General features: G+C 72.0%; 12 protein-coding genes. 7 read left to right on the top strand and 5 right to left on the bottom strand.

Translation table 11 applies throughout. The features are described from left to right. The first annotated feature begins 30 nt into the window (after nucleotides 1-30). From JIW86_RS34015 to JIW86_RS34005, 3 genes are all read left to right on the top strand, one after another. On the top strand, nucleotides 31-2,967 hold the full coding sequence (locus JIW86_RS34015; RefSeq protein WP_257557781.1) for an FAD-binding and (Fe-S)-binding domain-containing protein: 2,937 nt from the start codon (nucleotides 31-33) through the stop codon (nucleotides 2,965-2,967). A gap of 160 nt (nucleotides 2,968-3,127) precedes the next feature. Beyond that, nucleotides 3,128-4,960 carry an ABC transporter transmembrane domain-containing protein gene (locus JIW86_RS34010; RefSeq protein WP_257557779.1) on the top strand — a complete coding sequence of 611 codons (1,833 nt, stop codon included), beginning with the start codon at nucleotides 3,128-3,130 and terminating at the stop codon, nucleotides 4,958-4,960. Further along, complete coding sequence (locus JIW86_RS34005; protein WP_257557777.1) at nucleotides 4,957-6,738, top strand: ABC transporter ATP-binding protein; 1,782 nt, start codon at nucleotides 4,957-4,959, stop codon at nucleotides 6,736-6,738. The genes JIW86_RS34010 and JIW86_RS34005 overlap by 4 nt, the downstream gene beginning before the upstream one ends. A 269-nt stretch (nucleotides 6,739-7,007) precedes the next feature. On the opposite strand, the gene JIW86_RS34000 is transcribed toward JIW86_RS34005, so the two are convergent. Beyond that, nucleotides 7,008-7,799 (bottom strand): metal-dependent hydrolase, encoded by a 792-nt coding sequence (locus JIW86_RS34000; RefSeq protein WP_215146903.1) that lies wholly within the window; start codon nucleotides 7,797-7,799, stop codon nucleotides 7,008-7,010. Nucleotides 7,800-7,956: 157 nt separating this feature from the next. On the opposite strand from JIW86_RS34000, the gene JIW86_RS33995 reads away from it, so the two are divergent. The 3 genes from JIW86_RS33995 to JIW86_RS33985 all read left to right on the top strand — a co-directional run bounded on the left by JIW86_RS33995 (nucleotide 7,957) and on the right by JIW86_RS33985 (nucleotide 11,928). After that, complete coding sequence (locus JIW86_RS33995; protein WP_257557774.1) at nucleotides 7,957-10,479, top strand: DEAD/DEAH box helicase; 2,523 nt, start codon at nucleotides 7,957-7,959, stop codon at nucleotides 10,477-10,479. Between the two features lie 88 nt (nucleotides 10,480-10,567). Beyond that, nucleotides 10,568-11,476, top strand: coding sequence for an acyl-CoA thioesterase (locus tag JIW86_RS33990; protein ID WP_257557772.1), 909 nt, complete (start codon nucleotides 10,568-10,570; stop codon nucleotides 11,474-11,476). Between the two features lie 50 nt (nucleotides 11,477-11,526). Then, nucleotides 11,527-11,928: a YchJ family protein gene (locus JIW86_RS33985; RefSeq protein ID WP_215146900.1), complete on the top strand. Its 402-nt coding sequence runs from the start codon at nucleotides 11,527-11,529 to the stop codon at nucleotides 11,926-11,928. Here the strand turns inward: JIW86_RS33985 and JIW86_RS33980 are convergent. Together JIW86_RS33980 and JIW86_RS33975 are read right to left on the bottom strand one after the other, a co-directional pair. Next, nucleotides 11,892-12,800 (bottom strand): DUF6397 family protein, encoded by a 909-nt coding sequence (locus tag JIW86_RS33980; protein WP_257557770.1) that lies wholly within the window; start codon nucleotides 12,798-12,800, stop codon nucleotides 11,892-11,894. The two genes, JIW86_RS33985 and JIW86_RS33980, sit on opposite strands and share 37 nt — an antisense overlap. Before the next feature lie 83 nt (nucleotides 12,801-12,883). After that, a complete protein-coding gene (locus JIW86_RS33975) occupies nucleotides 12,884-13,282 on the bottom strand; it encodes a roadblock/LC7 domain-containing protein (RefSeq protein ID WP_215146928.1) in 399 nt (132 codons plus the stop codon). A gap of 107 nt (nucleotides 13,283-13,389) precedes the next feature. Here JIW86_RS33975 and JIW86_RS33970 point away from each other — a divergent pair, with 107 nt between their 5' ends. Continuing rightward, nucleotides 13,390-13,827 (top strand): PPOX class F420-dependent oxidoreductase, encoded by a 438-nt coding sequence (locus JIW86_RS33970; protein WP_215146898.1) that lies wholly within the window; start codon nucleotides 13,390-13,392, stop codon nucleotides 13,825-13,827. A gap of 35 nt (nucleotides 13,828-13,862) precedes the next feature. Here the strand turns inward: JIW86_RS33970 and JIW86_RS33965 are convergent, their stop codons facing one another. Continuing rightward, entirely contained in the window at nucleotides 13,863-14,504 is a 642-nt protein-coding gene (locus JIW86_RS33965) for a GTP-binding protein (protein ID WP_257557767.1), read from the bottom strand. After that, the gene (locus JIW86_RS33960; protein WP_215146896.1) at nucleotides 14,504-14,884 is read right to left on the bottom strand and encodes a DUF742 domain-containing protein; all 381 of its coding nucleotides are present in this window, start codon (nucleotides 14,882-14,884) and stop codon (nucleotides 14,504-14,506) included. Before JIW86_RS33960 ends, JIW86_RS33965 begins: the two co-directional genes overlap by 1 nt. Between the last annotated feature and the right edge of the window lie 10 nt (nucleotides 14,885-14,894).

Raw genomic sequence — 14,894 nt, 5'->3', positions numbered from 1 at the left:
CGCGGGCCGCGATGAGGCGAGGGGTCGCACATGCCGCTGCTGGAACCGAAGCCGGGGGCCCTGCGCCCGCGCAGCGTCAGCGGCCCCGCCCACGACCGGGTACCGGACCACCGGGCCGCCGGCACCCCGGAGCCGCTGCGCACCGAACTGACCGGGCTGCTGGGCGCCGAGAAGGTGCTCTGGAAGGTCTCCGACCTGGTCCGCTACGCCTCCGACGCCTCCCCGTACCGCTTCGTCCCCCAGGTCGTGGTGATCGCCGAGGACATCGACGACGTCTCCGCCGTCCTCTCCTACGCCCACGGCCGGCAGCGCGAGGTCGTCTTCCGCGCCGCCGGCACCTCGCTCAACGGTCAGGCCCAGGGCGAGGACATCCTGGTCGACGTACGCCGCCACTGGGCCGGCGTCGAGGTGCTGGAAGGGGGCCGGCGCGCCCGGATCCGGCCGGGAACCACCGTCCTGCGGGCCAATGCCGCCCTCGCCCGGCACGGCCGCGTCCTCGGCCCCGATCCGGCCAGCGCCCTCGCCTGCACCCTCGGCGGCGTCGTCGCCAACAACGCCTCCGGCATGACGGCGGGCACCACGAGGAACTCGTACCGCACGCTCTCCTCGCTCACCCTCGTACTCCCGGGCGGCACCGTCGTCGACACGGCGGACCCGCTGGCCGACGAGGAGCTGGCGCGCGCCGAGCCCGCCATCTGCCACGGGCTGATGGAGATCAAGAACGAGATCGAGGCCGACCCGGAACTGGTGGCCCGGATCCGGGCCAAGTACGAGATCAAGAACACCACCGGCTACCGCCTCGACGCCTACCTGGACGGCACCACCCCCGTGGAGATCCTGCGCGGGCTGATGGTCGGCTCGGAGGGCACCCTCGGCTTCATCTCCGAGGTCGTCTTCGACACCCTCCCGCTGGACCGCGAACTCTGCTCCGCCCTGCTGTTCTTCCCCTCGCTGCCCGCCGCGGCCGCGGCCGTGCCCCTATTCAACGAGGCCGGGGCCCTCGCCGTGGAGCTGATGGACGGCAACACCCTGCGCGCCTCGGTCAGCGTCGCGGGCGTCCCCGCCGACTGGGCCGAGCTGCCCAAGGACACCACCGCCCTGCTGGTGGAGTTCCGCGCTCCGGACGAGGCCGGCCGGGACGCGTACGAACGCCGGGCGGCGCAGCTGCTCCCCGGGCTCGACCTGGTGGCGCCGGTGGCCTCGGTCACCAATGCCTTCACCCGGGACGCGCACACCATCAACGGCTACTGGACGGCCCGCAAGGCCTTCGTCACTGCCGTGGGCGGCGCCCGCGCCTCCGGCACCACCCTGATCACCGAGGACTTCGCGGTGCCGCCGTCCCGCCTCGCCGAGGCCTGTGAGGCACTCCTCGAACTCCAGGCGCAGCACGGCTTCGACGCGGCCGTGGCCGGGCACGCGGCCCACGGCAACCTGCACTTCCTGCTCGCCTTCGACGCCGCGAACCCGGCCGACGTCGAGCGGTACGCGGCCTTCATGGACGCCTTCTGCCGGCTCACCGTCGAGCGGTTCGACGGCTCCCTGAAGGCCGAGCACTCCACCGGACGCAACATGGCGCCGTTCCTGGAACTGGAGTGGGGTCCCAAGGCCACCGAGCTGATGTGGCGCACGAAGCACGTCGTCGACCCGGACGGGGTGCTTGCCCCGCGCATCCTCCTCGACCGCGACCCGAAGGCCCACCTGCGCGGCCTGAAGACGATTCCGCGGGTGGAGGCGGTGGCCGACCCGTGCATCGAGTGCGGGTTCTGCGAACCGACCTGCCCCAGCGAGGACCTGACGACCACTCCGCGCCAGCGGATCGTGCTGCGCCGCGAGATGATGCGCCAGCAGCCCGGCTCCAGGGTGCTGGACGGGCTGCTCGACGCCTACGGCTACGACGCTGTCGACACCTGCGCGGGCGATTCCACCTGCAAGCTCGCCTGCCCGGTCGGCATCGACACCGGCGCGCTGATGAAGGACTTCCGCCACCGCCGGCACAGCGCCCGCGAGGAGCGGGCCGCCGCACTGGCCGCGCGGCGGTTCGGGACGGTGGAGGCCGCCGCCCGGCTGGCCGTGGCCGCCGCCCACCACCTGCCGGACCGGGTCGGGGACGGGCTCCTCGCGGCGGTCACGGGGGCCGCGCGCAAGGCCGTACGACCGGACCTGGTCCCACGGTGGCTGCCGCAGCTCCCCGGCGCCGCCGCCCGCAGACCGCCCGCCACCCGGCGGGCCGGCGCCTCGGCCGTGTACTACCCGTCCTGCGTCAACCGGATCTTCGGCGGACCCGGCGCCCGGCCCGGCCCCTCCCTGCCGGAGGCCGTGGTCGCCGTGTCGGAGCGGGCCGGCAAGCCCGTGTGGATCCCCCGGGACGTGACCGGCACCTGCTGCGCGACGATCTGGCACTCCAAGGGCTACGAGGCGGGGACCCGGGTGATGGCCAACCGCATCGTCGAATCGGCCTGGGGCTGGACCGGAGGCGGGCGGCTGCCGCTGGTCGTCGACGCCTCCTCCTGCACGCTGGGCATCGCGCACGAGGTGGTCCCCTACCTGACGGAGGACAACCGGGCCCTGCACGCGGAGCTGCGGATCGTCGACTCGGTCGTCTGGGCGGCCGAGGAACTGCTGCCGCACCTGGAGATCCGCCGCACGGTGGGCTCCGCCGTCCTCCACCCGACCTGCTCGATGCGGCACTTGGGCGACGAGGCGCAGCTGCGGGCCGTCGCCGAGGCGTGCGCCGACGAGGTGGTGGTCCCGGACGACGCGGGGTGCTGCGCCTTCGCGGGCGACCGGGGCATGCTGCACCCCGAGCTGACGGCCTCGGCGACGGCGCGCGAGGCCGCCGAGGTGACGGCCCGGCCCTTTGACGCGCACCTGTCGGCGAACCGGATGTGCGAGGTGGCCATGGACCGGGCGACCGGGCGGTCCTACCATTCGGTTCTGCTCGAACTGGAGCACGCCACCCGCCCCTGAGCGCCGGTGTGCGCGACCCATCTGACCAGGTCCTACGCCGTCCGCCACGTCCGCAAACCTCGTTGCGGAAGGCCTCCGCCGACGGAAAATCGATTGCCCGGCTCCAGTCCGGAAGGCGAACCTTGCACGGTTTGAACCACTCGACCAGTCATGGGGCGTCATGCAGATCAGCGATCTTCCGTATCCGGATCCCGGGGTACCTGACGCTCGTTCCGGTCCTCGGTTCCTGGTGTGGCTGGGCCGGGGTCAGCTCGGCGGACAGTTCAAGAGCCTGTGCTGGGGAATGGTGCACTTCGGCGGAGTCGCCGGACTCCCGTACGCGGTGGGCCTGGGCGTCGACGCGGTCGTCAACCGCGACCCCACCCGGCTGCTGCTCGTCGGCGGACTGCTCGCGCTGCTCGGCGTCGCCATCTCGCTCGGCGACGCCATGCTGCACCGCACCGCCGTCACCAACTGGATCACCGCCGCGGCACGCGTGCAGCAGCTGCTGGCGCGCAAGACCGCCGAACTGGGCTCCGCGCTGACCCGCCGGGTCGCCGCGGGCGAAGTGGTCGCGGTCTCCACCGGGGACGTGGAGAAGATCGGCTGGTTCGTCGAGGCCGTCTCGCGCTTCCTGGCCGCCGTCTTCGCCATCGTCCTCGTCTGTGTCGGCCTGCTGTTCTACGCACCCGAGCTGGGCGTGGTCGTCGCGATCGGCGTGCCGCTGGTCGCCCTGGCGGCCCTGCCGCTGCTGCCCCGCGCCACCCAACGCGCCGACGTCCAGCGGGAGAAGGCGGGCAAGGCGACCGAGCTGGCCTCCGACACCGTCGCGGGCCTGCGGGTGCTGCGCGGCATCGGCGGCGAGGAGCTGTTCCTCGGCCGCTACCGCGAGGCCTCGCAGGAGGTCCGCGAGGCGGCCGTGCGCAGCGCCCGGATGTGGGCGCTGATCTCCGCGATCCAGGTGCTCCTGCCGGGCGTGCTGCTGATCACGGTGGTCTGGTACGGCGCCACCCTCGTCGGGGACGGGCGCATCGCGGTGGGTGAACTCGTCGCGGCGTTCAGCGCGGTGGCGACGATGCTCTACCCGCTGCGGCACTTCGAGGAGATCGCCATGGCGTACTCCTTCTCACGGCCCTCAGCCAAGCGGGCCGCCCGGGTGCTGTCGCTGACCCGTACGGAAGACGCCGCCGAGCGGCCGGCAGCGGCCGTGACCGCGAAGGTTCCGGCCCCGGGCGGGGACCTGTACGACCCGGAGACCGGACTGCTGGCCCTGGCCGGCCGGTTCACGGCCGTCGTGTGCGGGGACCCGGACCTGGCGGGACGGCTCGCGGAGCGCCTCGGCGGCCATCCCACGGACGCGGCCGCCGACGGGCCCTCGGTGCTCCTCGGCGGAGTCGCGCTGGACGAGCTCGAACTGGACACCGCGCGCACGCTGGTCCTCGTACAGGACAAGGATCCGGTGCTGCTGTCCGGAACCCTGCGCGACCTGTTCGCCGTACCGTCCTCCGGAGCGGTCGAGTCCGGCGCCGCCCTGGCGGCGGCCCAGTGCGCGGACGTGCTGGAAGCGCTGCTCCAGTCGGCGCCGGACGGGGTGGACGATCCGATGGACGCGCGGATCACCGAGCGCGGACGGTCGCTGTCCGGCGGGCAGCGCCAGCGGCTCGCGCTGGCGCGGTCCCTGGTCACGGACCCGGAGGTGCTGGTGCTGGACGAGCCGACCTCGGCGGTCGACTCGCACACCGAGGCGCGGATCGCGGACGGGATCGCGGCGCTGCGGGCCGGGCGCACCACGGTGGTGCTGGCGTCCTCGCCGCTGCTGCTGGACCGCGCCGACCGGGTCGTCCTCGTCCACGAGGGCACGGTGGCGGCGGTGGGAACACACAGCGAGCTGCTGCACGGCGAACCGCTCTACCGGGCGGTCGTCACCCGCGAGACCGAGGACGAGCAGCGGATCGCCCGCGTGGAACTGGCACAGCTGGAAGAAGCACTCACAGAAATCGAGGAATCCGCATGATCGGCGTGGCACCGCCGGATTACGATCCGGCGGCCCCCGAGTCGGCCGCGACCCTGCCCGTGGGCACGTCGGTGACCGTACGGGGCTATGTGCGCGGCCTGTTCCGGCGCCACCGGCGGGCCTTCGTGGTGCTCGTGACGGTCAATGCGATCGCGGTGATCGCCTCCATGGTCGGCCCGTACCTGCTGGGCCGGGTCGTGGACGATCTCGCGGCGGGGGCGCGCGAGCTCCATCTGGAGCGCGTGGCGCTGTTGTTCGCGCTGGCGCTCGCCGTGCAGACCTTCTTCGTCCGGCTGGTCCGGCTGCGCGGGGCGATGCTCGGCGAGGAGATGCTCGCCGATCTGCGCGAGGACTTCCTGGTCCGGTCGGTGGGGCTGCCTCCGGGCGTGCTGGAGCGGGCCGGTACGGGCGATCTGCTGTCGCGGATCACCACCGACATCGACCGGCTGGCCAACGCGATGCGCGAGGCCGTGCCGCAGCTGGCCATCGGCGTGGTGTGGGCGGGGCTGCTCTTCGGGGCGCTCGCCGTGACGGCGCCGCCGCTGGCGCTGGCCGCGCTGGTGGCGCTGCCGGTGCTGGTGATCGGCTGCCGCTGGTACTTCCGGCGGGCGCCGTCGGCGTACCGCTCGGAGGCGGCCGGGTACGCGGCGGTCGCGGCCGCGCTCACCGAGACGGTGGACGCGGGCCGCACGGTCGAGGCGCACCGCCTCGGGCCGGACCGGATCGCGCTGTCGGAGCGCCGGATCAAGGCGTGGACGGCGTGGGAGCGGTACACGCTGTTCCTGCGGACGGTCCTGTTCCCGGTCGTCAACGTCACGTACGTGACGATCCTCGGCTCCGTGCTGATGATCGGCGGGTACTGCGTGCTGCGGGGCTGGATGTCGGTGGGGCAGCTGATCACGGGTGCGCTGCTGGCCCAGATGATGGTCGACCCGATCGGCCTGATCCTGCGCTGGTACGACGAACTGCAGATCGCCCAGGTGTCGTTGGCCCGGCTGGTCGGCGTGCGGGAGATCGAGCCGGACGCCGGGGACCCGAAGGTGGGGCCCGAGGGCCGGGACGTCCGGGCGGACGAGGTGCACTTCGGCTACCGGGAGGGCGTGGACGTACTACACCGGGTGTCGATGTCCGTACCGCCGGGCACGCGGATGGCGCTCGTCGGCCCCTCGGGCGCGGGCAAGTCCACGCTGGGCCGGCTGCTCGCGGGCATTTACGCACCGCGGACGGGAGAGATCACCCTCGGCGGGGCGCGGCTGTCGCAGATGCCGGCGGAGCGGGTGCGCGAGCACGTGGCGCTGGTCAACCAGGAGCACCACGTGTTCGTGGGCTCCCTGCGGGACAACCTGCGGCTGGCCAGGACGGGTGCCGGGGACGCAGAGTTGTGGGCGGCGCTGGGCGCGGTGGACGCGGACGGCTGGGCGCGTGCCCTGGAGTCCGGTCTGGACACGGAGGTCGGTTCCGGCGGGACGGCGCTGACCCCGGCCCAGGCGCAGCAGATCGCGCTGGCCCGGCTGGTGCTGGCGGACCCGCACACGCTGGTGCTGGACGAGGCGACCTCGCTGCTGGACCCGCGGGCCGCACGGCACCTGGAACGTTCACTGGCCCGGGTACTGGACGGGCGTACGGTCATCGCGATCGCCCACCGGCTGCACACCGCGCACGACGCGGACGTGATCGCGGTGGTCGAGGGCGGCCGGATCAGCGAACTCGGCTCGCACGACGAACTGGTCGCGGCCGAAGGCGCGTACGCGGCGCTGTGGCGCTCCTGGCACGGGTGACCCGGGCCTGCGGGGGGCTAAGGGAGAGGGAGGGGGCGGGCCGGACCCGGTGGTCCGGCCCGCTCCTCGCGGGCCTAGGTCCTGTCCGGGCGATCTTCGTGGGTCAGCCCGCGTGGTCTGGTGCGGTGCATCGCAAGGCGGTGGGGGCACCTCCCAGCGGTAGCTGGGGGGACATCGCAGCTCGTACTTGGCCGTACTTGCGCGATGCGACAACGCGGCGAGGTGCCGTGCCAGGCCGCGCGGGCCCGCGAAGATCGCCCGGACAGGGCCTAGATGAAACCGAGGGCCGAGGCACCGCCAAAGCCGCCCAGCAGGACGAACACCGGCATGAGGACCTTGAGCTCCACCCAGCTGCCGGCCCGGAAGCGCATCATCTTCGGCGGGCCGATCGGGTACCAGCGCTTGCCGGCGATCGGGAGGGGCCACAGGACCGGGCAGCCGGAGACCGTCAGGGCGTCGCCGATGTCGTGGACGAGGGCCCCGAGCACGATCGGCAGGCCGAGCCAGAGGTACTCCTGGCCCGGTCCGGTGAACAGCCAGCCCGCGCCGTTGCCGGGCTGGTCGAGCACTCCGGCAAGGATCCACGCGCTGGTGGCGCCGAGCAACCAGACCAGGACGTCGCTGGACATCCGGGCGGCCCGCCACAGCAGGCCTTCCACCGCCAGCACCAGATGGACGAAGAGCAGCGCGAGTACGCCCCAGCGGTCGGCGGTCACGGCGAGTGCGGAGGCACCGCCGCCGATCAGGACGGCCCAGAGCCAGGTGTGGGTGAGGGTGCGGTGGCCCCCGGTGCGGCGGGCGTCCTTCGACGAGCGGGTCCCCTTGTAGACGGCGTAGGAGATCTTGTCGACCACCTCGCACAGACCCCGGGAGAGGGGCCCGAAGGCGCGCGAGATCGTCGCCGACTTGTGGTCGAGGTCGGGGGCGAGGGCCGCCCCGGCGCAGATCAGCGCGCCGACGACGAGCACCGGCCACGGCATGGGGTGCCCGGCCGCCGCGGTCGCCGCGCCCACCCCCAGCCAGGCCGCTGCCCCCGAGAGTGAATGCGCCGGACCCATCATGGTCGTTCCCCGCCCCGGTGGTGTGGTGTGTGGTGTCGTGCTCGGGCCCTGCCGACTGTTTCGTTCGGGCCGTTTCGACGGCACAGCGTACCGTCGGTGATCTTCGTCCCGTCCGCCGGTTCCCTCATCCGGGAGGAAGCCAGGCAAGATGGGGGGTGTGACCCTCATTGATCAGCTCCCGCCGAACGCCGACCCCGATGCCCTCTTCGAGGCTTTCTCCTCGTGGGCGGAGGACCAGGGCATCACCCTGTACCCGGCTCAGGAGGAGGCGCTGATCGAGGTCGTCTCCGGGGCGAACGTGATCCTTTCCACCCCGACCGGCTCGGGCAAGAGCCTGGTCGCGGCGGGCGCGCACTTCACCGCGCTGGCCCAGGACAAGGTCACCTTCTACACCGCCCCGATCAAGGCCCTGGTGTCGGAGAAGTTCTTCGACCTGTGCAAGCTCTTCGGCACCGAGAACGTCGGCATGCTGACCGGCGACGCCTCGGTGAACGCGGACGCGCCGGTGATCTGCTGCACCGCCGAGGTGCTGGCCTCGATCGCCCTGCGCGACGGCAAGCACGCCGACATCGGCCAGGTCGTCATGGACGAGTTCCACTTCTATGCCGAGCCGGACCGCGGCTGGGCCTGGCAGATCCCGCTGCTGGAGCTGCCGCAGGCCCAGTTCATCCTGATGTCGGCGACCCTCGGCGACATGAAGCGGTTCGAGGAGGACCTGACCCGGCGCACCGGCCGGCCCACCTCGGTGGTCCGCTCCGCGACGCGGCCCGTCCCGCTGTCGTACGAGTACGTGACCACGCCGATCACCGACACGATCACGGAGCTGCTGGAGACCCGGCAGGCGCCCGTCTACATCGTGCACTTCACCCAGGCCCAGGCGGTCGAGCGGGCGCAGTCGCTCATGAGCATCAACATGTGCACCCGCGAGGAGAAGGACAAGATCGCCGACCTCATCGGCAACTTCCGCTTCACCACCAAGTTCGGACAGAACCTCTCCCGCTACGTCCGGCACGGCATCGGCGTGCACCACGCGGGCATGCTGCCCAAGTACCGTCGCCTGGTCGAGAAGCTCGCGCAGGCCGGTCTGCTGAAGGTGATCTGCGGAACCGACACCCTCGGCGTCGGTGTCAACGTCCCGATCCGCACGGTGCTGTTCACCGCGCTCACCAAGTACGACGGCAACCGGGTCCGCACGCTGCGCGCCCGCGAGTTCCACCAGATCGCCGGCCGCGCCGGCCGGGCCGGCTTCGACACGGCGGGGTATGTGGTCGCCCAGGCTCCCGAGCACGTGATCGAGAACGAGAAGGCCCTCGCCAAGGCGGGCGACGACCCGAAGAAGCGCCGCAAGGTGGTGCGCAAGAAGGCTCCCGAGGGCTTCGTCGCCTGGTCGGACACCACCTTCGAGAAGCTCATCGCCGCCGACCCGGAGGCGCTGACCTCGCGCTTCAAGGTCACCAACATCATGCTGCTGTCGGTCATCGCCCGTCCGGGCGATGCCTTCAAGGCGATGCGCCACCTCCTCGAGGACAACCACGAACCGCGCAAGGCCCAGCTGCGGCACATCCGCCGGGCCATCGCGATCTACCGCTCGCTGCTCGACGGCGGTGTCGTCGAGAAACTCGACACCCCGGACGCGGAGGGCCGCACCATCCGGCTCACCGTCGACCTGCAGCAGGACTTCGCGCTCAACCAGCCGCTGTCCACCTTCGCGCTCGCGTCCTTCGACCTGCTGGACCCGGAGTCCCCGTCCTACGCGCTGGACATGGTGTCCGTCGTGGAGTCCACGCTGGACGACCCGCGCCAGATCCTGGCCGCGCAGCAGAACAAGGAGCGCGGCATCGCGGTCGGCCAGATGAAGGCCGACGGGGTCGAGTACGAGGAGCGGATGGAGCGTCTCCAGGACGTCACCTATCCCAAGCCGCTCGAAGAACTGCTCTTCCACGCCTATGACGTGTACGCCAAGAGCCACCCGTGGGTGCGCGACCACCCGGTCTCCCCCAAGTCGATCATCCGCGACATGTACGAACGCGCGATGACCTTCACCGAGTTCACCTCCTACTACGAGCTGGCCCGTACCGAGGGCATCGTGCTGCGCTACCTGGCCGGCGCGTTCAAGGCGCTGGACCACACCATCCCCGACGACCTCAAGTCCGAGGATCTCGAGGACCTGATCGCCTGGCTGGGCGAACTCGTCCGCCAGGTGGACTCCAGCCTCCTGGACGAATGGGAGCAGCTGGCGAACCCCGAGGTGGAGACGGCGGAGCAGGCCCAGGAGAAGGCCGACCAGGTCAAGCCGGTCACCGCGAACGCGCGCGCCTTCCGCGTCCTGGTCCGCAACGCGATGTTCCGCCGGGTGGAGCTGGCCGCCCTCGACCACGTCAACGTACTGGGCGAACTGGACGCCGAATCGGGCTGGGACGCGGACGCCTGGGGCGAGGCCATGGACGGTTACTGGGACGAGTACGACGACCTGGGCACCGGCCCCGACGCACGCGGCCCGAAGCTGCTCCAGATCGAGGAGGACGCGGCGCACGGCTTGTGGCGCGTCCGCCAGACCTTCGCCGACCCGAACGGCGACCATGGCTGGGGCATCAGCGCCGAGGTCGACCTCGCGGCCTCCGACGAGGAGGGCCGGGCCGTCCTCCGGGTCACCTCGGTCGGCGAGCTCGGGGCGCTCTGAGCACGCCGCCCGCCCCCGGCAATCCACCGGCCCCGCCGGCTCCCGCTTCCCGCCCGCTCCGCCCGGACCTGACAGTGGAGAACCTCTGATGACGAACCCCGCCGAGAGACTCGTCGACCTGCTCGATCTGGAGCAGATCGAGGTCAACATCTTCCGCGGCGCCAGCCCCCAGGAGTCCCTCCAGCGCGTCTTCGGCGGCCAGGTCGCCGGCCAGGCGCTGGTGGCCGCCGGCCGTACCGTGGACAGCGACCGCCCGGTCCACTCTCTGCACTCGTACTTCCTGCGCCCCGGCATCCCCGGGGTGCCGATCGTGTACCAGGTGGAGCGGGTGCGCGACGGGCGGTCCTTCACCACGCGCCGGGTCACCGCGGTCCAGCAGGGCAAGACGATCTTCAATCTCACCGCCTCCTTCCACCATCCGGAGGAGGGCAGCATCGAGCACCAGCTGCCTCCTCACCACGTCCCTCATCCCGACACGCTCCCCAAGGTCGCGGACGAGATCCGCGAGCACCTCGGGGCGCTGCCGGAGGCGCTGGAGCGGATGGCCCGCCGCCAGCCCTTCGACATCCGGTACGTGAACCGGCTCCGCTGGACTCCCGAGGAGCTCAAGGACGCCGATCCCCGCAGCGCGGTGTGGATGCGGGCGGTCGGCCCGCTGGGCGACGACCCGCTCGTGCACACCTGCGCCCTCACCTACGCCAGTGACATGACCCTCCTCGATGCCGTGCGCATCCCGGTGGAACCCCTGTGGGGGATGCGCGGGTTCGACATGGCGAGCCTGGATCACGCCATGTGGTTCCACCGGCCGTTCCGGGCGGACGAGTGGTTCCTGTACGACCAGGAGTCCCCCATCGCGCACGGCGGCCGGGGCCTGGCCCGGGGCCGCATCTACGACCTGGAGGGCAGGATGCTGGTCTCCGTGGTCCAGGAAGGCCTCTTCCGCCCGTATCCCGCCAAGCCTCCCCGGCCTGCCGAACCGACCAAGCCGGCCCAGTAGTCCGGGCGACTCCCGTCGTCCCCGCCCACCACGAGGAACCGAGCACACCCATGCCCACCCCGGCCCTCCCCTGTCCCTGCGGGCTGCCCGCCGCCTACCCGGAGTGCTGCGGCCGCTTCCACTCCGGTGCCCAGCAGGCACCCACCGCCGAACGCCTGATGCGCTCCCGGTTCAGCGCCTTCGCCGTCGGCGACACGGCCTACCTGCTGCGCTCCTGGCATCCCTCGACCCGTCCGGCCCGGCTCGACCTGGACCCAGGGCAGCGCTGGGAGCGGCTGGAGATCCTCGCCACCGAGCGCGGCGGGATGTTCGAGACGGAGGGTTCGGTGGAGTTCCGGGCGCACTACCGCGAGGGAGGGCACACGGGCTCGCTGCACGAGCACAGCGCCTTCTCCCGCGAGGGCGGGGCCTGGGTCTACGTCGGCCCCCTCTCCCCCGTCGACTTCGACTGACCGCGCGCCCCGGTCAGGGCGAAGTCCAGGCTGGTGCGGTACCAGTGGATCTCCTCCGGCGGCTCGGCCTTCAGCAGCCTCAGCGCCACGGCCGCGGCCGCCGGCACCTGCGGATGCCCGTACGGCGGGGGCGGAGCGAGGGCGGCCAGCACGATCCGCTCCGCCTGGTCGGGCACGGCCTGCCGCAGTTCTGCCTCCGGGAGTACGGACGCCAGTACCGCGGCACGCTCCCAGGGATCGGCGGTCCGTCTCAGCAGCAGCCCGACGTGCCGTCCGCGCCACTTCCGCGGGCGCAGGTCCTCCTTGGCCGCCAACAGCTCCCGGTCCGCCGGGGGTGCGACTCCGCGCAGCCGCACCGGCTCCCGCGCCGCGAACTCCCGTAGCTCCGCGGCCAGGTAGAGCCACACCACCGCGCGGTACCGGTTGATCCGGTAGCCGACCGGGGTGAGGTGCCCGCAACGAGCGAGCCGGGTGAACCGGCTCGGTCCGACCCCCAGCACCGCGGCCGCCGCCTCCGCTCCGGCCACGGTCACCACCCGTTCGCGCAGCGCGTCCGGCCCGTCCTCGCCCGGGCGGCCCTCGGCGGACCTGACCCGGTCCAGCTCGGCCCGCGTGTAGCGGGCGGCCCCGCCGGATGCCGACGGCCCGGCGCGCACGATCCCCAGCTGGACGGCCCGGGCGAACTCCCCCCGGGTCAGCCCCAGTTCCCCGGCGGCCTGCACACTGCCCACCAGCGCCTCGGCCCGCACATCCCCACATACCTCGACATCCGCACGCACCTCGACATCCGCACGCACCTCGGTATCCGCACGCACCTCGACATCGGCGGGCACGGCCTCGCGCAGCGCGGTCCCCATCTGCGTCATCATCATCACGGTCTCCCCCACGAGCGACGATTACTCTGTGTGAAGAACGTAACTCAACGCAACGATACCCCGCGAGGCCTGTGGATAACTCAGCCGCCGGTGACGCGCCGCTCCGCGACGCCCAAGTGCTCACCCACCCGGTTGACCAGCAGCGTCATCTCGTACGCGACCTGCCCGATGTCCGCCTCGGAGGCGCTCAGCACGCACAGGCAGCTGCCCGCGCCCGCGGCCATGACGAAGAGGACCCCCTCGTCGTACTCGACCATCGTCTGCCGGACCTCCCCGGCCCTGAAGTGCCGCCCCGACCCCTTCGCCAGACTCTGCAGCCCGGCCGCGACCGCCGCCAGGTGCTCCGCGTCCTCCCGCGCCAGCCCGGCGCTCGCGCCCGTCACCAGGCCGTCGTTGGACAGCACCACCGCATGCCGCACCTGTTGGACCCTGCGCGTCAGGTCGTCCAGCAGCCAGTCGAGCTGCTTGTCCAGTGCCATTCCGAACCCCTCCCCGTCGACGCCGCCCACATGGCCGCGCCGCACCCCCGCGTAGTCGTCCCGCAAGCCTTCCCCACCAGTGCCTTTCCGGCAAGGAGGATGTCCCCATGGCGAAGAAGATGACGCAACAGGAATGGCGGGCGTTCGTCTCGCACTCCACCCGCACCGGAAAGCTCTCCACCGTCCGCGAGGACGGCAGCCCCCACATCGCTCCCATCTGGTTCGTACTCGACGGCGACTCCTTCGTGTTCAACACCGGCAAGGACACGGTGAAGGCACGGAACCTGGCGCGTGACGGCCGGGTCGCGCTGTGCGTGGACGACGACCGGCCGCCGTTCTCCTACGTCGTGCTCCAGGGCCGCGCAGAGATCAGCGAGCACGCCGACGACCCGGACGAGATCCTTCACTGGGCGACCAGGATCGGTGCCCGCTACATGGGCGAGGAGCAGGCGGAGGCCTTCGGCCGTCGCAACGCCGTCCCGAGCGAACTCCTCGTCCGGGTACCGATCGACAAGGTGATCGCCATCGCCGGAATCGCGGACTGACCGACCCTGCGGTCCGAGGTTCCTCGCCGGCCGGTTCACACCGAATCGGCCTGCGGCTCCACCGAGTCCAGCAGCCGGGCGGTGTGCACCCGCCCGGCGTACTCGACCAGCCTGATCAGCACTTCCTTCCCCGAGTCCTTGTCCCGCGCGTCGCACAGCACCACCGGCGTCCCCTGGTCCAGGTCCAGCGCCCTCGACACGTCGTGGGCCCCGTAACGCCGTGCGTCGGTGAAGCAGTTGACGGCCACCACGAACGGAATGCGCCGGTGCTCGAAGTAGTCCACCGCCGGGAAGCAGTCCTCCAGCCGCCGCGTGTCGGCGAGCACCACCGCGCCCAGCGCCCCTTGCGACAGCTCGTCCCACATGAACCAGAACCGGTCCTGGCCCGGTGTGCCGAACAGGTACAGGGACAGCCCGGACCGGATGGTGATCCGCCCGAAGTCCATGGCCACGGTCGTGGTCGTCTTCTGGTCCACCCCGCCCGTGTCGTCGACGAGTTCGCCCGCCTCGCTCAGCAGCTCCTCCGTCCGCAGCGGGCGGATCTCGCTCACCGCGCCCACCAGCGTGGTCTTGCCGACCCCGAAGCCGCCCGCCACGAGGATCTTCAGCGCGAGCGCGGCCAGTTCGGTGTCGTCCCCGGGACCGGGATCCACCGGTCCGTCGTCATGCAGTCCCATCACAACGCTCGCAATCCCTCGATGACTTCCCGCAGAATCCGCTCGTCCGGCAGCTGCGCGGGCGGTACCGGCCTGCTGACCTTGACATGCCCGCCCTCCAGCAGGTCGCCGAGCAGCACCCGCACCACCCCCACGGGCAGGTCGGCGTCGGCGGCGAGCTCCGCCACCGACTGGGTCTCGGACCGGCAGAGTCCGAGCAGTGCCCGGTGTTCCGGTCCGAGCAGCGACTCGGCGGCCGCGTCGGCGCCCTCCGGATCCACGACGACCAGCGCGATCAGGTCGAAGCGGACCCCGTGGGGTCCCGGCTTCGTACGCCCGCCGGTCATCGCGTACGGACGGACGAGCGGGCCCGCGTCGGCGTCGTACCACTGGCCGTTCATGTGCCGGACC

The organism is Streptomyces sp. NBC_00162 (assembly GCF_024611995.1).
Classification (GTDB): Bacteria; Actinomycetota; Actinomycetes; order Streptomycetales; family Streptomycetaceae; genus Streptomyces.
The sequence above is the reverse complement of the archived record's forward strand: the minus strand, read 5'-3'. Positions and strand labels throughout refer to the sequence as shown.